This window comes from Sphingopyxis sp., from assembly GCF_965279725.1.
GTDB lineage: Bacteria > Pseudomonadota > Alphaproteobacteria > Sphingomonadales > Sphingomonadaceae > Sphingopyxis.
The window spans coordinates 805,825-824,473 of the sequence record NZ_CBDIIL010000001.1; the positions used below are offsets into that span (position 1 = coordinate 805,825).

The following is an 18,649-nucleotide window of genomic DNA, read 5'->3' on the forward strand; positions in this document are numbered from 1 at the left end:
CGCGGGGATCACGCGATGAATGTGAACGCCACATACATCGCGCTTGCCGCGGCCTTCTTTGCGCTCAGCGCCGTGATGACGATGCGCGGGCGCAAGGCAGCCGAAGACCCGGGAGCTAAAAAGAGTCAGCTCTCGGGCATCCTGTTCATGATCGCCGGCACGATATTCATGCTCGCCGGCGTGATGCCCATGTTGCGGTCCCTTTGACCGCCCGAATTTCTGGAGTGTAACCGCAATGCCCCTTCTAGAATCCCGCAACACCTACAAGCCCTTCGAATACCCCTGGGCGTTCGATTTCTGGAAGCGCCAGCAGCAGATCCATTGGGTGCCCGAGGAAGTGCCGCTGGGCGAGGATTGCCGCGACTGGGCGCAAAAGATCAGCGACCATGAACGCAACCTGCTCACCCAGATTTTCCGCTTCTTCACCCAGGCCGATATCGAGGTGCAGGATTGCTACCACGACAAATATGGCCGCGTGTTCAAGCCGACCGAAATCAAGATGATGCTGACCGCATTCAGCAACATGGAAACCGTGCATATCGCGGCGTACAGCCACCTGCTCGACACCATCGGCATGCCCGAAAGCGAGTACGGCATGTTCCTCGAATATGACGAGATGCGCGCCAAGCACGATTATATGCAGCAGTTCGGCGTCGACAATGACGAGGATATCGCGCGCACCCTCGCGATGTTCGGCGGCTTTACCGAAGGGCTTCAGCTCTTCGCCAGCTTTGCGATGCTGATGAACTTCCCGCGCTTCAACAAGATGAAGGGCATGGGCCAGATCGTCAGCTGGTCGATCCGCGACGAAAGCCTGCATTGCGAAGGCATCATCAAGCTGTTCCACACCTTCACTAAGGAACGCGACTGCCTGACCAAGGCGGTGAAGGAAGACATCATCGACACCTGCCAGAAAACGGTGCGGCTCGAGGATGCGTTCATCGACCTGGCGTTCGAACAGGGCCCCGTCCCCGGCATGACGCCCAAGGAAATCAAGCGCTACATCCGCTACATCGCCGACTGGCGCCTGGGCCAACTCGGCTTTTCGCCGATCTACATGATCGAGGAACACCCGCTCCCCTGGCTCGCCCCGCTGCTCAACGGCGTCGAGCACGCCAATTTCTTCGAAACCCGCGCGACCGAATACAGCAAGGGCGCGACCCGCGGCGAGTGGAACAATGTCTGGTCCAGCTTCGACAACCGCAAGAAAGCTAAGGCGAACGACGACACCGCCCCGGTGATCACCGCCGAAACCGACGGCGAAGATATGTTCGCCAAAGCCGGCATCGCCGCCGAGTAAGCAATCTTAAAACCCCTCCCGCTTGCGGGAGGGGCAGCGAGACTTACCAGCTTGCTGGTTAGTCGCAGCGGGGTGGGCTAAGAGCGGCAAGACCGCCATCGCGGCGCCCGCAACAAGCAGAAGAACCCAAATGACCGAAAAACAGAAACTGATCATCCTCAGCCAGCCGCAGCGTTCGACGCTCGAAGGCCTGTCGAACCGCCGCCCCCAACTCCCCACCGACCCGATCCGCGACGAACTCGTCACGCTGGGACTGGTGGTGAAACAGGGCGCCAAATGGGCGCTGACCCCGCAGGGCAAGAAAGTGCTGGCGGCGAGCTCGAACCGGAGGAATGCGGGCGGGTTTTCGGTTTGAGAACCAACTTACAAAAACGACTTCCGGAAGCAGAGATTTGAGGATGAGTCGTTAGGACTCTAGCTCATCTTCGTCCTCTGCCCATACATCAGCCAGCAAATCGATGTGGCGAATTAAGTTTTTGATCGCACGAGCGTTGAGTTTGCCAACGATCCGCAGCTCTGCCCTGCACTCTTTTGTCAAAGGGATAATCACCAACTCCCCGTCGACCGATCGAACTTCTCTTTGAACCTCTTTGTCGGGTTCAGGGGTAGGGGGTATCTCCGTGAGCGGCGGCGCCTCTACCGAAATTGGCTGAGGGCTTACCTCAGAATCTCGGCTAAAACTGTCGGCATATGCCAAACTTTGCCGAAGCGCCTTGATGCACTCGTCTGCTGAGTTCTTCTGAAAGCCCAACTCTCGGATCAAAAAAGCTCTAATAGCTTCATCCGCTTGGGGCACACGCCCATCAAAGCGCGTAAGCACTTCCCCAAAAACGTCGGGACTTTTCGACGAGGTACGAATCGCAGAAGATTTCTCTGAGGCCGATTCTGGTTCAAGAATTGCAAGAGCCAGATCGGATATTCGAGTTTTTTCCCCGATCCCTTCTATCAGCCCATACTGCCTTAAAGAGCCCAAAGCCTTAGCACTTGTGCCCGTCTTTCCGGAGAAGCCCATCAATTGATAGATTGTAGCTGAATCCACTGAGCTACGATGAACTGCATGGTAAATTGCTTCAGCATGACGCAGCGATTCATCCAACGACTGGCTTGGAAAGCGCGGACTCCGGCTTCGATCCCTAGGGTTTAAGCTGCTCATTGAACTTCTCTCCAAAGCTTATCTCTAACACGCATAGCACGACGGGTTAAAATCATCAACTACGATGAATTGGATTATATACTTGAAAATAAGTGATTTTATTCACGGACTGCCGCGGCACGGAGTGACGACCCGCCGCAGGCCAAATTCGAGCACGGCCCATCAGCCTAAAAATTAGTCTAATAGTTGATTTCCGATTGACGTTCATACCGGGCGTGGTATTTCGGAAATGCAAAAGGCGAGAGCCGCATCGCGACTCTCGCCTCCTGATCGGAAACAGGTGTTGGAACCACCTCTTCCTGTCGGGTTGAGGAGTAAACTCCACGCCCGCTTTCAAGCGTGTCGTTACTCCTCAGTTTGCATTCTTGCAACAGTATGGAGTTTAATTACATGAACCACACGACCAAATCCCGCATCGGGACCCGCGCCGCCACTGGTACGAACTGCCCCGAAAGTGGCATCTGGAAGGTTGAAGGCACGCCCTCCACGACCGCCCCGATCGCCAAGGGCAACCGCATGCCGCCGTACGCCGGCAAAGCAGTCGTCTGGGTGCTTATCCAGTACGCGTAATTGCAGGGCGGGCAGCAATGCCCGCCCTCTTTTTGTGGGAGCAACCCAATGCCCTATTTTTCTTCCTCGGCAATCCGCGCGGCGGAATACAACGCGGCCAGCCTTACGCTGGCAATCACCTTCACCAGCGGCCGCACTTACGACTACTACGGCGTTCCGCAATATATCTACAATGGCCTGTTGGCGGCGTCGTCAAAGGGCGAATATTTCAACGACAATATCCGCGATCAATATCGCGATCGCTAATCGATAGGTTGCTTGGATGCCGGATCAAGTCCGGCATGACGAAGCGCGGGGAAGCATCCGGTTTGGGCTAGACTTCGTCACCCCGGACTTGATCCGGGGTCCATCGCCGCCCTAGCCTCCACCCCATGCACGCCGACGTTCAGCCCTGCGCCTATATCATGGCCAGCGCGCGCCACGGCACGCTCTACACCGGCGTCACCTCGCACCTGATCCGGCGCATCAGCCAGCATCGGGACGGCAGCTTCGATGGCTTCACCAAACGCTATGGCGTCAAAACGCTCGTCTGGTTCGAACTCGCCGGGACGATGCACGCCGCGATCACGCGCGAGACGCGACACAAGAACTGGCAGCGCAAGTGGAAGATCGCGCTGATTGAGGCGGCGAACCCGGATTGGCGCGATTTGGCGGAGGAGCTGGGGTTGCCGCCGTTGTGCGCGTGATCCCACACCCTCACACCTCCCCCCTCATTCGTCATGCCGGACTTGATCCGGCATCCATTCCGCCGGCGCCGCATGGACCCCGGATCAAGTCCGGGGTGACGAAAGAGGGGTGGCGCTTCGCGCCTTCGCGTGAAACCGACTTACCCCTCCCCCCTCAATGCACCGACGCCCCCATAACCCCAACACCCCCCGCCCGCGCCACGGCGAACATCACCGCGTCGCGCACCACCTCGGGCCGCTCGTCCAGCATGTACAGCTTCACCAGTTCGCGCGTCACCTCGCTGTCGTCGTCGACGACCAGCCGTAGCGATCGCACGCCGACCTCGCTGCGCGTGACGATGACGTCGCGGATCAGCACCAGCGGCCACCGATGCGCGCCGCCGCAATAGAGCGACACGCCGTCGTGGCGCAGATAGGCGCTGCGCCGCCGCCATATGCTCAGCCAATAGGCCCAGCCGGCCAGCACCGCGGCGATACCAAGCATCACCAGCGGATGGACAAAGATCATGTTGCGAAAAACATCGACGGGATCGCCGCCCCATTCCAGCCGGGCGAGCAATAGGCCGAGCAGCCCAAGGCACCCCGCCTGCCACGCGACCAGCGGCGCCGTGCGCAGCCGGGCGATCACCACCCTGTTCCGACCCTTGTCCGTCATTATGGCCTAGATAGGCATCGCCGCGCCGCCGCGCCACCCCGGCCTGGGGACCGATGCGAAATGATGCGAAATAGGATCCGCGCACGCTTTCCTACATCGCGGAGATATGCCAGCCTCCGGCTCCTGGCTCTTTGACACGTTGAAACCGTTGCCGCGCCGCGGCGCGAAACATCGCGACCGCGCGCGACCTTTGCGACTTTTTACGCAGACGCGCCGTGGATGACCTTGGCGATCTTTCATCGGGCGCCCTGGTTCGGACCGCGCATAAAAACGGCCCGCCCCCGGTCAGGGGACGGGCCACTTTCGTGCCGACGCGCCCGATCGGGACGCCGGCCTTTTGGTTATCTCGAAAAAGCTATTCGGCCTCTTCGAACAGATCGACGGCGTTGGCGCCGGTGGCCGACAGGCGGATCGTGTCGCCATCGACGCTGGCGACCAGGCCGGCGGGCAAATAATGATGCTTGCCGTCGCCGCTGTCGCTTTTGGTCAGCTTGATCCGCTCGCCGTCGAGATGGTCGACGGTGCCGATATGGACGCCGTCGGCGCCGATGACGTCCATATGTTCCTTGATTGCGCTATGGTCATGCTCAGCCATCGTCATTCTCCTTGCCGCCGGGCGGGGATCGCCTGCGGAAATCACCTTCTTCATACGTCCGGAATGGGCTTTCGATCCAGCGCCTCCGACGAATTGCCCGAAAGCAGCGCCCGCTTCCCAACCACGGCGCAAGGGCCTAGTCTGCGGCCCATGCGCACACTCATCGCTTTCGCCGCCGCCCTGTCACTCGCCGCGCCGATAACGGCGGCCGCCTGTTCGCCCGCCCCGGGTTACCGTGTGCCGACGAATATGGAACTGGTCGCGGATGCCGACCTCATCCTGCTCGCCACGGTGTCAGAGGGCGACTTCGCGCCCGACAGCACCCCCGAACAGCAGATCGAGGTCCAGCCGCTGGCGGCGATCAAGGGCGAGATGCCGGCCGGCCCGCTCGCAATGCCGGGATCGATCGCGACGGGTGCCGACGCGCTGCTCAGCAATCCCTATGAGCTTCAGGAAGCGCATCCCCAAAGTTTTGCCGGGGCGTGCAACCGTTATATGTTCCCGCGCGGATCACGCGTCCTGTTCTTCCTGAAGTGGGAGGGCGACCATTGGCGCGCCGCGGGCGGGCCGTTCAGCCGCTGGGCCGAGGATGTGCTGACCGACGAAGCGCCCTGGTTGCAGATCGTTCGGCTCTATGCCGAAGCGGCGGGGTTGCCAGCATCCGAACGCACCGCCTACCTGACCGCGCGCCGCGCCGACTATGGCGCCGAAGGCGACGGCCCGGTGGCGCAACTGATCGCGATGGACATCGATCGCCAGCTCGCCGGACCGAACAATCCGCTGCGTGAAGACCTGCCCCCGCCGCCCGACGACGCGCCCAATGACGTGGACGTCTGGACGATTAACACTAAGGGTGCCGCCGCGATTGATTAAGGCGCGCCGCGCGGCTCGTCGTCTTCAATCCCTCCGGGACCCAGCTCGCCATCCTCGTCGTCGTCGCTGCGCTCGCCGCGATAGGCGTCCATGTCGATCTGACCCGATCGCTCCATCTGGTGCATATGATCGACCAGATCCTGCACATCGTCGCTGGCGTCACCGGTTTTCGCCTTTTCGCTGTCGCCCAGCGGGCGTTCTTTGCGCGCCGCCTCGGCGACGCTCTGCGCCTGCGCGTCCTCGTCGTCCTGCTCGCGGTTATGGGCTTCGGGGGCTTGGGTGTCGGCGTTGCGCGGGGTCTCGGCCATGATCGGCTCCTTGAAAGAGGACGGTGGACAAACGCGCCGCCCTCCTCCCCCGTTCCTCAGGCCGCGGCCGCCAGCACCTTATTTTCGATCACGCGAACGAACATCTCGGGATCCTGCGCGCCGGGGATCAGCATCCGCCCGCCCAGAACGAACGCCGGGACGCCCGTGATATTCTGATCGGCCCAATACGCCTCTTCGGTCCGTACCATTTCGCCGAACTCGCCCGAAGCCAGGATCGCGGCGGCGCGGTGGCGATCTAGCCCCACCGAAGCGGCGACATCGGCCAGTACATCATGGTCACTGACGTCGCGATTGTCGGTGAAATGGGCCGCAAAAAGCGCCAGCTTCAGCGCGGTCTGCACCCCGGTCGCCGCGGCCTGCTCGGGCTCTTCAAGCGCCCCCGCCCACGTCAGCAAGCGGTGCGCGTCGAAACTGTTGCGCATCCGGAAACTGGGACCGCGGTTGAATGCAAATCCCAGATCGGCGGCGACGCCCGCCATCTTGCCGCTGTTCGCGCGGCTCTGTTCGGCGGTGATCCCATATTTGCGCATGACATGCGCGGCGGCGTCCTCACCCTCGGGCGGCATGGCGGGGTTGAGTTCGAACGGATGCCATTGCACCCGAAAATCCAACCGGCCGGCGAAATGCGCCATGACCGCCTGAAACTTCAGCCAGCCAATGATGCACCATGGACACATGACATCGGACACAATGTCGACGCTCAGACGCGGCACGATCGGTTCAGCCAACGAAAAACTCCTGTGCGCCGCGCTCAGCCAGGCGTCTGGCGATCCTTGCCCTTGCGCCGGTCGCCCATGCGGCGATCGGGTCCTTTGTAATCGGGATCTTCAATGACGCGCCTGTCTGTCGACCGTCTATCCGAAGGTGTCCGCTTATCATCATCGGTTGCCATACGCCCCCTCCTCTCCATAAAGGAAACAAGAAGCGACCCGCGCTCAGATACGCATAATATCGTCTAAAATACAAGCAAAGCTGCGGTCAAAGCGCGGTGCCGTCGCCCAAACCCGCCGACCCCAGCGCCGGATCGGCTGCCACCGCCGGTCGCGACAACACCCACCAGCTGCCAACCATCAGGATGACCGACAGCGTCTCGATGATCATCGCGCGAACGATCTCGACACTGACCAGATCGCCCATTCCGGCGCCGAGCAATCGGCCGAGCAAAGCGGTGCCGAAGAGCGCGCCCGGAACGAGCACGGCGCGGCTCCATCCCGGAACCAGCGCGCCGATCGCGGCACTCGCCGATGCGACCAGAAAGAACGAGGACAGATCGGCGCGGACGGTATTCGCGGCAACGCCGTCGATCAGGATGCCAAAGGTTTCGGTATAACTCGCAGGGTTCAGCACACCCTGCACACCAACGATCGCAAACAATGCCGCCCAGAGCAGCAACGCGCCGCGCAAAACCCAGTTGATCATCATAGTCTCCCCGTTTTTTCAGTCGTCAGGCTGAACCAACAGGCAGGAATGTCAATGGTTGCACCGGCGCATCACGCGGCGTCGGCGAAGGTTTCTTCGATCCAGCCGCCGCCCAGGACGCGCGAGCTGTCCGCCGCGTCGTAAAGCACTGCTGCCTGCCCGGGCGCGACGCCATATTCGGGGGCGGCGAAAATCAGCCGGTCGCCTGCAACATGCGCGGGTACCGGCCGCGCCATGCTGCGCACCTTCGCCATCACGTCACGGCCATCGACCGTGCCCAGCCAGTTCGCTTCGCCCAGTCGCGCACCCGCCACCGCGAGCGCGCGGCGCGGACCGACAATCACCTGCTTTTCGACCGCATCAAGGCGGATGACATAAAGCGGCTCGGCCTGTCCGCCGATCTCGATCCCGCGGCGCTGGCCGACGGTGTAATGAATCAGCCCCTTGTGCGCGCCGAGCACCGTGCCATCGACGTGGACGATGTCGCCCTGATCGTCGGCCTCGGGACGCAGCTTGCGGACCAGTGTGGCATAATCGCCATCGGGAACGAAGCAAATGTCCTGGCTGTCGGGCTTTGCCGCAACGCCCAGCCCCAGCTCGCGCGCGATTTCGCGCACCACGCTCTTCTCCATCCCGCCAAGCGGAAAGCGCAGAAAGTCTAGCTGGTTCTGCGTCGTGGCGAACAGGAAGTAGCTCTGGTCGCGCGCCGGATCGACCGCCCGGTGCAGTTCGGCACCGTTCGGCCCCATCACGCGCCGGACATAATGGCCGGTCGCGAGGCAATCGGCACCCAACTCCTTGGCCAGGGCAAACAGGTCGGTGAACTTCACCCCCATGTTGCACCGCACGCAGGGGATCGGCGTCCGCCCCATCAGATATTCGTCGGCAAACTGATCGATCACCGTGTCGCGAAAGCGGCTTTCATGATCATAGACGTGATGGGCGAAACCCAACCGGTCGGCTACCGCGCGCGCGTCCTTGATGTCCTGGCCCGCGCAGCACGCGCCGACGCGTTTCGCCTTGGCGCCATGATCGTATAATTGGAGCGTGACGCCGATCACTTCGGCGCCCGATCGCGCCGCAAGCGCCGCGACGACGCTCGAGTCGACTCCGCCAGACATTGCAACGACGATTCGCCGGTCCTTCAGCGGCATCGCCAGCTGAAAATCGGCCTGCGCAAGGCCGGAAAGAGAGGAAATCGTCTCGATCATGATGCGCGCCATCTAGGGATGCACATCCAAAAAAGCCAGCTTTTCTGCCGCGACCGTCAAGATATTGACGGGGGTTAAGCTTCGCTAACAAGCGATGAAATGGGCATTTACTGGACCTTAGGTGGTCGGCGCTAGACCAGCATCATGAATATCGCCCCTTCCGAATTTCCACGCCTTGCCGGCGCAGCCAGACTGTCAAAGCCCGGCTTTGACATCCTGTTGGCCACATCCAGCGCGCGGCAGGCCGCGCAGCCGACCGTCCGGCTGTTGCGCGCGCATGCGACTCGTCAGGCCCACGCCGCGACGCTTAACGCGCTGCGCCATATGTTCGCAGGGTCGCGCCGCACGTCGGAACAAACGGCGCCGAATATCGTTCGTTTCTTCGATCTGTCGGACGGCGTGAACGCTCTGCCCGAAACTATGAACGACCTGTTTACCAGAGGATTTCAGCCGATGTTGAACCCCTCTGATTTAAAAACAATCGCGTCGGACCAAATCCCCCCCGACGATGAAACCATGGAATGAATATGATCGAGAATCAGAAAATCCGGCCGGCTCAGGTCATCGGCCCCCTCGGCGAACCGCTAACGATCGACTCGCTGCCGCCTCCATCGACGACCCGTTGGGTCGTTCGCCGCAAGGCAGAGGTCGTCGCGGCCGTTAACGGTGGCCTGTTGACTGTCGATGAAGTGTGCGAACGTTACGGGCTTACGCTCGAGGAATTTGCGAGCTGGCAGCGGTCGATTGATCGCAGCGGCATGCCGGGACTTCGCGTCACGCGTATCCAACATTATCGTGACCTGTACGAGCGCCAACAGCGCTTCTGATAGCGGTCAGAAAGGGATCTACGAAAGAGGGCGTTTCGGCGCCCTCTTTTTTTGCGCCGCGTAACATCGCTGGGCGATCACCATAATTCCAAGCCATTTGCAGCTATTTGACGATTTCGTTGCAACCCTATCGTTCACCCCGCGTTAAGCCCCGGAGTCAACTTTGGGAGTCACTCAATATGCGCAAGATGTTCATTACCCTCGCCGCCACGTCCGCCCTCGCTCTTGGCGCCTGCCAGAGCCCTGCAGCCGATAAGGTCGAAGATCAGGCCGAAGCTCAGGCAGACGTGATCGACGCGCAGGCCGACGCCATGCCGGAAGGTGCGGCCAAGGAAGCCACAGAAGCCAAGGCTGATGCGGTCGAAGCGGCCGGCGAAGAAAAGGCGAACGCGATGGACGACAATGGCGAAATCGCTCCGTCGGAAACCGGCGCCATGGCACCGGCTGATCCTGCGAAAAAATAAGGTCTGCCTTCCCTAAAAGGGCAGCGCGAAGGGCGCCGGAATTGATTCCGGCGCCCTTTGTCGTGGCGGGAAATTTTTTCGGTTGATGCCCTCTTGTGACCCGCGTCACCACTTTGTCATCTCAATGCGGCTATGCGGGCGGCATGGACGCAATGCTTCGGCGCTCTGTCCATGGCCTACCCTCCCGCCGTCGGCAGCGACCCCCGGCGGTGGGAGGGACTATCGCCCGATGCTAGCCAGCCCGCGCCAGCGCCCGCAGCACATTCTGCACCCCTGGAGCAGCAGTATCGGCGCGAAGCGCCGCGATCCCCGCCGCGACATCTAGCCGATATTCGGCCACTCCCGCCGACTCTCCCGTCCATTCGGCATCGAGCGATTTCACCAGCCGTTTTGCTGCTGCATTTTCCGAAAGGATATGCACATCGAGCACGGTCAGCCCCTCGGCCAGACAATGAACAAGCAGCGCCGCGGTCATCATCCGCGCCAGCCCCCGACCCTGGAATTCGTCGAGCACCGCGACCGAAAACTCGCCAGCGCGGCCGTGGCCGCTATACCGTACCGCGTGGACCGCGCCGATCGCTGGCTGCCCTTCGCATTCGGTGCAGATCGCCCCCCATGCGATATGGTCGTGCCCATCGACGTCGACGAGCCGCTCGATCACCGCGTCTGGCAGGATCGGCGCCGGCGAGAAAAAGCGTAGATAGCGCGAGTCAGCCGACAATTTGGCGATCCCGTCGCGCAGCAATTGCTCGTCGTCGGTGGTGATGGTGCGCAAGCATACTGCGGTGCCGTCGTTCAGCGCGCTGTGCACCGAAATGTCCGCCATCGCCTTGGTTTTTCTTGGCCCCTGCCCCTCCATCGTGGTCATCCCTGCCTCCCAGCCGGACTACGATAGGGACGCCGCGCGCCGCTGGCAATTCGCCGCCGCCGCGCCGCGCGATTGGTGAGATGTTGAAAGCCGCTTCGTTGGTCAACTTGTAGCACCGTGTCCTCATACAAGAGGCCTATAAGGTACCCAATTTCGTGATCCACGCGCCGATTACCCCCTTGATCGAAGAGGCACCCACGACCGAAACGCTTGGCGCGCGGCTCTCGCGGCTACGCCGGGCGCGAGGACTGAGCAAGACGGACGTTGCCGATCGGCTGACGATCAGCGTCGCCGCCATCTGTCATTGGGAGCAGGACCGGTCGCGACCGAAAGCCGCGCGATTGCAGGCGCTGTCCCAGCTGCTTGGCGTGTCGGCCACCAGCCTGCTGAGCGGCAACAGCCCGGCGACAGGCCAGAGCCTGGCTGACCTGATCGCGCGAACCCGCGCTGAAATTGCCCACGCCGCCGGCACCAATCCAGCGAAGGTGCGGATCGTTATCGAGGTGTAGGCGCGGCGGCGGATAGCCCCAGCGCCGTCAGGATCGCCGTACGCTGTTTGCCCCAGCTTGCGCTGTCCGGCGCGATCAGTTCGACATGCCCTTCGCCCGGGGTCACGTCCATCGTTACCGCCCGCCCGCGCTTGGCCATCGCGGTGATATAGGCTGCGCCCGTCGCGGGCGGGGTGATGCGATCGCGGTCGTTGTTGAACTGCATCTCGCGCGCGGCGCCCAGCGGCATTTCGGGCGGCGAGGTGCGCGCATAGTCGCCCTTCGCCATCGCCGCCGGTGCTTCGGCGCCGCACGCATGGTCGGTGCTTGCTGCCCCGGCGCGCAAGTCGGGCAACCCGCCTTGGCTGATCGCGACATCGATACGGATCGGGCTCGGCCCACGAAGCGCGTCGTCCGCCGCAAGACCCGGCCGCCGTGCCAACCACAGCGCCAGATGGCCGCCGGCGCTGTGCCCGATGGCGATCCGCACCCCATCGGTCTTCAGCCCATATGTCGCGCCTTCTGCCGCGAACAGATCCGCGGCGCGCCCGACATCTTCGTAAGTCCCCGGCATACCGCCACCACGATCGACACCGCGATACTCGATATTCCACACCCCGACGCCGTGCGAGCGTAGATCGTCCGCGATCCAATTCATGATGTCGCGCTCGGCAATCGCGGTCTGCCAGCAGCCGCCGTGGATCATGATCACTGCGGGGTGCGGTCCGGTGCCTTTCGGCACCCACACATCGACGACCTGCAACGCATCCTTGCCATAGCTTAGGGTCGCGTCGGCCACCGGCTTCGCACGCGTCAGCAGGTCGGGCCACGTCATGATCGGCTTGTCGCTCATCGCCCGCTCCCCCTTCACCGGCCCGACTGTGGCGGGAGCGCAGGCGGCAAACAGCAATGCCAGCCCGACAACCGCGCTTTTGGCAAGCCCGGTCAGGCGTCGTCTCCCATCCGCAGCGCGGCGATAAACGCCTCCTGCGGGATGTTCACATTGCCATATTCGCGCATCCGCTTTTTCCCCTCTTTCTGCTTTTCGAGCAGCTTTTTCTTGCGGGTCGCGTCGCCGCCATAGCATTTGGCGGTCACGTCCTTGCGCAGCGCGGCGATGGTTTCGCGGGCGATCACTTTCCCGCCTATGGCTGCCTGGATCGGAATCTTGAACATATGGCGCGGGATCAGGTCTTTCAGCCGCTCGCACATGCCGCGCCCGCGCGTCTCGGCGGTGCCGCGGTGGACGATCATGCTCAGCGCATCGACCGGCTCGTTGTTGACGAGGATGCTCATCTTGACGAGGTCGCCGGGGCGGTGGCCGATCTGGTGATAGTCGAACGACGCATAGCCGCGGCTGATGCTCTTCAGCCGGTCGTAGAAATCGAACACCACTTCGTTGAGCGGCAGTTCATAGGTGATCTGGGCACGGCCGCCGACATAAGTCAGGTTCTTCTGCACCCCGCGGCGGTCCTGGCACAGCTTCAGGATCGAGCCGAGATATTCGTCGGGGACGTAAATCACCGCCTCGATCCACGGCTCCTCGATCTCGTCGATGCGGTTGGGGTCGGGCATGTCGGCGGGGTTGTGGAGCTCGATCTCCTTCGCCGCCTCGTTCTTCGTGTGCCCCAGCTTGAGCTTGTAAACGACGCTGGGCGCGGTGGTGATCAGGTCGAGGTCATATTCGCGGGTCAGCCGCTCCTGGATGATCTCGAGGTGGAGCAGGCCGAGGAAACCGCAGCGAAAGCCGAAGCCGAGCGCCGCGCTGCTTTCCATCTCGAACGAGAAGCTGGCATCGTTGAGGCGCAGCTTCTGGATGCTCTCACGCAATTTTTCGAAGTCGTTCGCGTCGGTCGGGAACATGCCGCAGAACACGACCGGCTGGACTTCCTTGAACCCTGCCAGCGCCTTGGCCGCAGGGCGCTTCGCATCGGTCACGGTGTCACCGACGCGCGCTTGGGCAACATCCTTGATCTGCGCGGTGATGAAGCCGATCTCGCCGGGGCCGAGCTCGGCGAGCTGCTCGATCTTGGGCGTGAAACAGCCGACGCGGTCGATCAGGTGGATGGTGCCCGCCTGCATGAACTTGATCTGCTGGCCCTTTTTCAGCACCCCGTCGATGACGCGGATCAGGATGACGACGCCGAGATAGGGGTCGTACCAGCTGTCGACGAGCATCGCGGTCAGCGGCGCGCTCGCGTCGCCCTTCGGCGGCGGGATGCGGGTGACGATCGCCTCAAGCGCTTCCTCGATCCCGATCCCTGACTTGGCCGAGGCGAGCACGGCATTGTCGGCGGGCAGGCCGATGATATCCTCGATCTCGGCCTTCACCTTGTCGACGTCGGCGGCGGGCAGGTCGATCTTGTTGATCACCGGCACGATTTCATGGTCGTGCTCGATCGACTGATACACATTCGCCAGCGTCTGCGCCTCGACCCCCTGCGCCGCGTCGACGACCAGCAACGCGCCCTCGCACGCCGCCAAGGACCGCGACACTTCATAGGCGAAGTCGACATGGCCCGGGGTGTCCATCAGGTTGAGCTCATAGGTCTCGCCGTCGTGCGCTTTATACTTCAGGCGCACCGTCTGCGCCTTGATGGTGATCCCGCGCTCTTTTTCGATGTCCATATTGTCGAGCACCTGCGCCGACATTTCGCGCGCGGTCAGCCCGCCAGTGAACTGGATCAACCGGTCGGCGAGCGTCGATTTGCCATGATCGATATGCGCGATGATGGAGAAGTTGCGGATGTGGGACATGGGCGTGGTCATGCGGGCGCGTTAGCAGGGGAAATGCGCGCTGTCAGCAGGCTCTTAAAGCCACAAAAGCCCCGCATGTGGGCATCGGATTTGGGGCTTTTGAGGCTTTAATCGATCAAAGGTCGCAAAGGTCACCCACAATGCGCGCGGGCGAAACATCGCAAAGGTCGCGCGCGGCCGCAATGTTTGGCGCGCGGTGGAGCAGCGGGTTCGGACGAGTCAAAGAGCCAGATCGCGAGGCTGGCATGGCGGGATAATGTAGGAAAGGGGTTTTTCGCGCGAAGGTCAGGCGGCGAGCAATTCGTCGATCCGCTGCGCCTCCGCCTCGAACGCGAAGCAGAGTTGCTGAGCCTCATCGGTGGGCAGCCAGCTTACCAGATGGGGAAAGATCAGGCGATTGTAGCGAAGCTTCGCCGCATCCCACGGCGCATCGGCCGACACGGTGCGCGCCGCAGCGATCAACGCCAGTGCATCTTCGCGCACTTCGCCCAGATCGGGCTCGGTGCGATTGATCGCGGGCGCTTCGGTGAAGCCAAGGTCAAATTGTTCGGACGCCATCGGCACGATTGATACACCGAATTTATCGGTCCGCAAGGATCGACAGTGTCAATGATCGCCATTTCCGCTCGGTCTGTGGTGGCATTTTCGTTCGCGTTGCGGCACATCGCCTCTCATGGCCCAAGACCGTTTCAAACCGCTGCTCGATCGTGACTTCCTGAAGGCCGAACTCCACTACGAGTTTCGCGATTTTCTGGAAAACGGGCAGGACGATATTCTGAAAACACGTGTCGCCGACTGGCACAAGCGCGCGGAGAAAAAAGAAACGAAAGCCGAAGCCTCGTTCATCCAACGCTTCTTTGTCGAAACCTGGGGCTATCGCGAGGATGGTACTGGCGCCGATAGTTTTCACCTCAAACCGAAATTCGCGATCGCGGGCGCCGGACAGACCGGCAATCGCGGCGAAGCCGATCTGGCGATCGGGCATTTCGGCGGCATCCGTCCCGAGATTCCGCAAGTCGTGTGCGAATTCAAGGATGTCAAATCGGGCCTCGACAAGCCGCAGAATCGCAAAGGCAACAACAGGTCACCGGTCCAGCAGGCGAAGGATTATCTGTGGAACGCGCGGCGCGGGCTGTTCGGCAACGAGCCCGTCCAGCCGCGCTTTGCCATCGTCACCGACATGAACGAGTTCCGCCTGTACTGGTGGGACCATTTCCCCGATCGCTATCTGCGGTTCAAGATCGACGGCGGCGACCTGTTCAACCCGGCGACCTTGCTCGGCGACAACGACGACAGCGCGTTCGACCGTTTCCTGTTCTGGCGGCTGTTCCAGCCCAACATGCTGCTGAGCGACGCCGGACGCACGCGGCTCGAGCGGCTGATCCAGAAACAGGGCAAGGCCGAAGAAAAGCTGGAGGGCGATTTTTATCAGCATTATCGCGGCTATCGCGAAGTGCTGATCGACCAGATCATGTTGCAGCGTCCCGAAGGCATGACGCGGGGCGGCGCCGTGCGGTTGGGCCAGAAATTGCTCGACCGGTTGATTTTCGTGATGTTCGCCGAGGATATGGGCGGACGGGTCGGCTTCCCGTCGGGCGCGCTGCAGGACCAGCTTAAGACCTTTAGCCAGGACAGCTTGCTGGAAGCGAATGGCGACGAAGTGTGGCGGCGGCTGAAACTCATTTTCCGGATCATGAATAGCGGCGGCCCGCTGGGCGAGGTGACGATCCATCGGTTCAACGGCGGATTGTTCGCGCAAGACGACGCGATCGACGGCCTTGATCTGCCCAACCATATCTTTGTGCGATACGGACAGGGGCTGAACGACGCCAAGCTGGCCGAGCACAAGCAGACATTGTTCTTCCTGTCGGCGACCTATAATTTCGCGCGCGAAGGCGACGCGAAGAACAGCATCGGCCTGTACACGCTGGGCCATATTTTCGAGCAGTCGATCGTCGAGCTGGAAAAGCTGGAGGCCGATGCAGAGGGCCGGACATCGCTGACCGATGTGACCAAACGCAAACGCGACGGCGTGTATTACACGCCCGAATGGGCAGTGCGGCGGATCATCGAAGAGACGGTCGATCCGTTGTTCGCGGCGTGGAAGGCGGAGGCGGGATGGCCGACGGCGGGCGACCCGTCACGCGAGGCGGCCGCATCCTATTGGAAGCGGCTGCAAAACATCCGCATTCTGGACCCCGCGTGCGGATCGGGCGCCTTTCTGATCGTCGCGCTGAAACATCTGGAAGGCGAATTTGCTGCGGCGGCGGCGATCGCGCGTCAGACCGGCGCGATTGAGCGCTTGCCCGTTGAAGACGAAATCACGAGCCAGATCCTGGCGAACAATTTGTTCGGGGTCGACATCAACCCGGCGTCGGTCGAAATCACCAAGCTGTCTTTGTGGCTGCACACCGCGATGCCGAACAAGCCGCTGTCGGGGCTGGACGACAATATCCAGTGCGGCAACAGTCTGGTCGACAAGCGCTTTTACAACAAGCGCGACATATTGGACGCCGACGAACGCGACCGGATCAACACGTTCGAGTGGGAGGGCGATTTCGCGCTGGGCAGTTTCGATGCCGTCATCGGCAACCCGCCCTATGTGAAATTTCAGAACTTCGTGAAGGTCCATGCCGACATGGCGGCGTGGATGGTGTCGGGATCAAGCGGCGCCGGGCCGTATGTGTCGACGGTGACAGGCAATTTCGACCTGTATCTGCCCTTTATTGAAAAGGGTCTGGCGCTGCTGAACGACGGCGGGCGGATGGGCTATATCGCGCCGAACCTGTGGCCGACGCTGGTATATGGCGCAGGGTTGCGCGCGCTGGTTCATGGCGGGCGCCATCTGGAAAAATGGCTGGATTTCCGGTCCCATCAGGTGTTCGAAGAAGCCACGGTTTACACCGCGATCCAGATTTTCTCGAAGGCGCCGGTCGATGCGATCCAGCTGGCCTTTGCCCCCGACGGCGACGTCAGCCGCGTCGACTGGAGCGACGCCAGTCATCGCCTGCCCTATGCCGACATCCCCGACGCGCTGGCAAGCGACCCCTGGTTGCTCGCGCCGATGGCGGTGCGGGCGATGGTAGCGCGGTTGGACCGGGAAGCTTTGCGGCTCGATCAGCCGGAAAATGTGAAGGCGATTTTCCAGGGCATCATAACGGGCGCCGATCATATATTTCATCTGCAGCGATTGGGCCGCGACCGGTACAGTTATGTCCCGCGGCATGGCGGGAAAAAACTGGCGCCCGTGGTCGTCGATATCGAAGATGCCGTGATGAAGCCGCTGGTGTCGGGCGCCGAGGCCAAGCGTTTTATCGAACCGCGCACCGACACCTTTCTGCTGTTCCCCTATGCCGTCGATGCGAGCGGCGCGCGCCTGCTGAGCGCCGAGGCGATGGCCGACCGGTTCCCGAAAGCCTGGGCATATTTGCAGACGTTTGAAGCGGAATTGCGCGCCCGCGAGGGCGGGAAGTTCGACGATGATGGCTGGTACCGGATGGGGCGGAATCAGAATCTGGACAAGCAGGAGGTGCCCAAATTACTGGTCGCCCAGTTGGTACCCCACCTTCGACTTACCTTCGACGACGGTGGAAAATTCTATATCAACAATGTTCGGGTAAACGGCATTTTGCCGCAATCGGGAAATGGGTGGTATCTGCTAGGCGCGCTTAATTCGCCGACGATCAATTTCGTGTTCAAATGGCTCGGTAAGCCGAAAGACAACGGCTATTTTGAAGCGAACAAGCAATTCATAGCGCCGCTGCCGATCCCAAAGCCCGGCCGCGCCGATCGCGCGGGGCTATCAGCACTCGCCAAAGGCATGCAAGAACGCCGAACGATGCAGGTCGATAAGCGCGCCCGCCTCGAAGAACGCCTCGCTGCCACCGCGCGCGAGAACTGGCCGCTGGAAAAGCTGTTGCCCGATGTCCGGCCCGTCGACGCCATCACCGAGGCGACCCCGGAAAGCGTGCCTGCCAGCGAGCGAAAGGCATGGGTCGATGCCGAACGCGCTGCGGAAGAGGAAGCCGCGCTGGCGCGGATCGACGGCATCATTCGGCTCGATTCCGAATTTGCGGTTATTTTGGCCGACGGAAAATTGGCGCTGACGATCGACGAACAGGAAGCGGCGCGCGTCTATGTGACCGAAGCCGAGGCGGCGCTGGTCGAGGCGCAGTGGCGTTGTATCGCCATCGACACCCAGCCCACCGGCAAGGGCGACGCCAAGCGGCTGATCCAGCGGCTGCGCCGCGTCGCAACGCGTGCCGAGCCCGCGGTCGCCGAGCAGATCATCGCGATCGGCAAAGAGCTGGCGGCGCTGGACGGCGTGATCCGCGACGACGAGGCGCAACTGCACGAGATGACTTGCGCGCTGTTCAACCTATCGGCGGAGGAACGCGCACTGGTCGAGGGCAAGCGGGGTTAGAGAATAGGCCTCCCCTAACCCTCCTGCAGGC

The 18,649-nt window shown here is 61.9% G+C and carries 23 protein-coding genes; 12 read left to right on the forward strand and 11 right to left on the reverse strand.

Annotated features, from left to right (window positions below; genetic code table 11):
• Nucleotides 1-15 precede the first annotated feature (15 nt).
• The 3 genes from ACQY6T_RS03750 to ACQY6T_RS03760 all read left to right on the forward strand — a co-directional run bounded on the left by ACQY6T_RS03750 (nucleotide 16) and on the right by ACQY6T_RS03760 (nucleotide 1,655).
• Nucleotides 16-207, forward strand: coding sequence for a hypothetical protein (locus ACQY6T_RS03750; RefSeq protein WP_428628547.1), 192 nt, complete (start codon nucleotides 16-18; stop codon nucleotides 205-207).
• 28 nt (nucleotides 208-235) lie between these two features.
• Nucleotides 236-1,300 (forward strand): ribonucleotide-diphosphate reductase subunit beta, encoded by a 1,065-nt coding sequence (locus tag ACQY6T_RS03755; RefSeq protein ID WP_428628549.1) that lies wholly within the window; start codon nucleotides 236-238, stop codon nucleotides 1,298-1,300.
• 130 nt (nucleotides 1,301-1,430) lie between these two features.
• Nucleotides 1,431-1,655 carry a hypothetical protein gene (locus ACQY6T_RS03760; RefSeq protein WP_088442384.1) on the forward strand — a complete coding sequence of 75 codons (225 nt, stop codon included), beginning with the start codon at nucleotides 1,431-1,433 and terminating at the stop codon, nucleotides 1,653-1,655.
• 51 nt (nucleotides 1,656-1,706) lie between these two features.
• Here ACQY6T_RS03760 and ACQY6T_RS03765 read toward each other — a convergent pair whose 3' ends face one another.
• Complete coding sequence (locus tag ACQY6T_RS03765) at nucleotides 1,707-2,396, reverse strand: hypothetical protein (RefSeq protein ID WP_428628552.1); 690 nt, start codon at nucleotides 2,394-2,396, stop codon at nucleotides 1,707-1,709.
• Nucleotides 2,397-2,843: 447 nt separating this feature from the next.
• Here ACQY6T_RS03765 and ACQY6T_RS03770 point away from each other — a divergent pair, with 447 nt between their 5' ends.
• From ACQY6T_RS03770 to ACQY6T_RS03780, 3 genes are all read left to right on the forward strand, one after another.
• Nucleotides 2,844-3,023 (forward strand): hypothetical protein, encoded by a 180-nt coding sequence (locus ACQY6T_RS03770; RefSeq protein ID WP_428628555.1) that lies wholly within the window; start codon nucleotides 2,844-2,846, stop codon nucleotides 3,021-3,023.
• Between the two features lie 48 nt (nucleotides 3,024-3,071).
• A complete protein-coding gene (locus ACQY6T_RS03775; protein ID WP_428628558.1) occupies nucleotides 3,072-3,269 on the forward strand; it encodes a KTSC domain-containing protein in 198 nt (65 codons plus the stop codon).
• A gap of 125 nt (nucleotides 3,270-3,394) precedes the next feature.
• Entirely contained in the window at nucleotides 3,395-3,709 is a 315-nt protein-coding gene (locus ACQY6T_RS03780; protein WP_428628560.1) for a GIY-YIG nuclease family protein, read from the forward strand.
• A gap of 154 nt (nucleotides 3,710-3,863) precedes the next feature.
• Here the strand turns inward: ACQY6T_RS03780 and ACQY6T_RS03785 are convergent, their stop codons facing one another.
• Nucleotides 3,864-4,364: a hypothetical protein gene (locus tag ACQY6T_RS03785; protein WP_428628562.1), complete on the reverse strand. Its 501-nt coding sequence runs from the start codon at nucleotides 4,362-4,364 to the stop codon at nucleotides 3,864-3,866.
• A 355-nt stretch (nucleotides 4,365-4,719) separates the two neighbouring features.
• Nucleotides 4,720-4,959, reverse strand: coding sequence for a DUF2171 domain-containing protein (locus ACQY6T_RS03790; protein WP_428628564.1), 240 nt, complete (start codon nucleotides 4,957-4,959; stop codon nucleotides 4,720-4,722).
• Between the two features lie 150 nt (nucleotides 4,960-5,109).
• Between ACQY6T_RS03790 and ACQY6T_RS03795 the strand changes: the two genes are divergently transcribed.
• Complete coding sequence (locus ACQY6T_RS03795; RefSeq protein WP_428628567.1) at nucleotides 5,110-5,832, forward strand: hypothetical protein; 723 nt, start codon at nucleotides 5,110-5,112, stop codon at nucleotides 5,830-5,832.
• Here ACQY6T_RS03795 and ACQY6T_RS03800 read toward each other — a convergent pair.
• From ACQY6T_RS03800 to mnmA, 4 genes are all read right to left on the reverse strand, one after another.
• Nucleotides 5,829-6,140: a hypothetical protein gene (locus ACQY6T_RS03800; protein ID WP_428628570.1), complete on the reverse strand. Its 312-nt coding sequence runs from the start codon at nucleotides 6,138-6,140 to the stop codon at nucleotides 5,829-5,831. The genes ACQY6T_RS03795 and ACQY6T_RS03800 overlap by 4 nt on opposite strands.
• Nucleotides 6,141-6,196: 56 nt before the next feature.
• The gene (locus ACQY6T_RS03805; protein ID WP_428628572.1) at nucleotides 6,197-6,889 is read right to left on the reverse strand and encodes a DsbA family oxidoreductase; all 693 of its coding nucleotides are present in this window, start codon (nucleotides 6,887-6,889) and stop codon (nucleotides 6,197-6,199) included.
• Nucleotides 6,890-7,139: 250 nt separating this feature from the next.
• The gene (locus ACQY6T_RS03810) at nucleotides 7,140-7,580 is read right to left on the reverse strand and encodes a hypothetical protein (protein WP_428628574.1); all 441 of its coding nucleotides are present in this window, start codon (nucleotides 7,578-7,580) and stop codon (nucleotides 7,140-7,142) included.
• Nucleotides 7,581-7,651: 71 nt separating this feature from the next.
• Nucleotides 7,652-8,803, reverse strand: coding sequence for a tRNA 2-thiouridine(34) synthase MnmA (mnmA, locus tag ACQY6T_RS03815; RefSeq protein WP_428628577.1), 1,152 nt, complete (start codon nucleotides 8,801-8,803; stop codon nucleotides 7,652-7,654).
• A gap of 132 nt (nucleotides 8,804-8,935) precedes the next feature.
• Here mnmA and ACQY6T_RS03820 point away from each other — a divergent pair, with 132 nt between their 5' ends.
• From ACQY6T_RS03820 to ACQY6T_RS03830, 3 genes are all read left to right on the forward strand, one after another.
• Nucleotides 8,936-9,316 (forward strand): hypothetical protein, encoded by a 381-nt coding sequence (locus tag ACQY6T_RS03820; RefSeq protein ID WP_428628579.1) that lies wholly within the window; start codon nucleotides 8,936-8,938, stop codon nucleotides 9,314-9,316.
• Nucleotides 9,317-9,318: 2 nt separating this feature from the next.
• Entirely contained in the window at nucleotides 9,319-9,618 is a 300-nt protein-coding gene (locus ACQY6T_RS03825) for a DUF1153 domain-containing protein (protein WP_428628582.1), read from the forward strand.
• Nucleotides 9,619-9,725: 107 nt separating this feature from the next.
• Entirely contained in the window at nucleotides 9,726-10,082 is a 357-nt protein-coding gene (locus tag ACQY6T_RS03830) for a hypothetical protein (protein WP_428628583.1), read from the forward strand.
• 232 nt (nucleotides 10,083-10,314) lie between these two features.
• Here the strand turns inward: ACQY6T_RS03830 and ACQY6T_RS03835 are convergent, their stop codons facing one another.
• Nucleotides 10,315-10,950, reverse strand: coding sequence for an N-acetyltransferase family protein (locus tag ACQY6T_RS03835; RefSeq protein WP_428628586.1), 636 nt, complete (start codon nucleotides 10,948-10,950; stop codon nucleotides 10,315-10,317).
• A 155-nt stretch (nucleotides 10,951-11,105) separates the two neighbouring features.
• On the opposite strand from ACQY6T_RS03835, the gene ACQY6T_RS03840 reads away from it, so the two are divergent.
• Nucleotides 11,106-11,459, forward strand: a complete 354-nt coding sequence (locus tag ACQY6T_RS03840) for a helix-turn-helix domain-containing protein (protein ID WP_428628588.1) — start codon at nucleotides 11,106-11,108, stop codon at nucleotides 11,457-11,459.
• Here the strand turns inward: ACQY6T_RS03840 and ACQY6T_RS03845 are convergent.
• The 3 genes from ACQY6T_RS03845 to ACQY6T_RS03855 all read right to left on the reverse strand — a co-directional run bounded on the left by ACQY6T_RS03845 (nucleotide 11,446) and on the right by ACQY6T_RS03855 (nucleotide 14,789).
• Complete coding sequence (locus ACQY6T_RS03845; RefSeq protein ID WP_428628589.1) at nucleotides 11,446-12,291, reverse strand: alpha/beta hydrolase family protein; 846 nt, start codon at nucleotides 12,289-12,291, stop codon at nucleotides 11,446-11,448. The two genes, ACQY6T_RS03840 and ACQY6T_RS03845, sit on opposite strands and share 14 nt — an antisense overlap.
• 92 nt (nucleotides 12,292-12,383) lie before the next feature.
• Nucleotides 12,384-14,207 carry a translation elongation factor 4 gene (lepA, locus tag ACQY6T_RS03850; protein ID WP_428628592.1) on the reverse strand — a complete coding sequence of 608 codons (1,824 nt, stop codon included), beginning with the start codon at nucleotides 14,205-14,207 and terminating at the stop codon, nucleotides 12,384-12,386.
• 273 nt (nucleotides 14,208-14,480) lie between these two features.
• Nucleotides 14,481-14,789, reverse strand: a complete 309-nt coding sequence (locus tag ACQY6T_RS03855; protein WP_428628594.1) for a hypothetical protein — start codon at nucleotides 14,787-14,789, stop codon at nucleotides 14,481-14,483.
• A gap of 79 nt (nucleotides 14,790-14,868) precedes the next feature.
• On the opposite strand from ACQY6T_RS03855, the gene ACQY6T_RS03860 reads away from it, so the two are divergent.
• Nucleotides 14,869-18,618: an Eco57I restriction-modification methylase domain-containing protein gene (locus ACQY6T_RS03860; RefSeq protein WP_428628596.1), complete on the forward strand. Its 3,750-nt coding sequence runs from the start codon at nucleotides 14,869-14,871 to the stop codon at nucleotides 18,616-18,618.
• The last annotated feature ends 31 nt before the right edge of the window (nucleotides 18,619-18,649 follow it).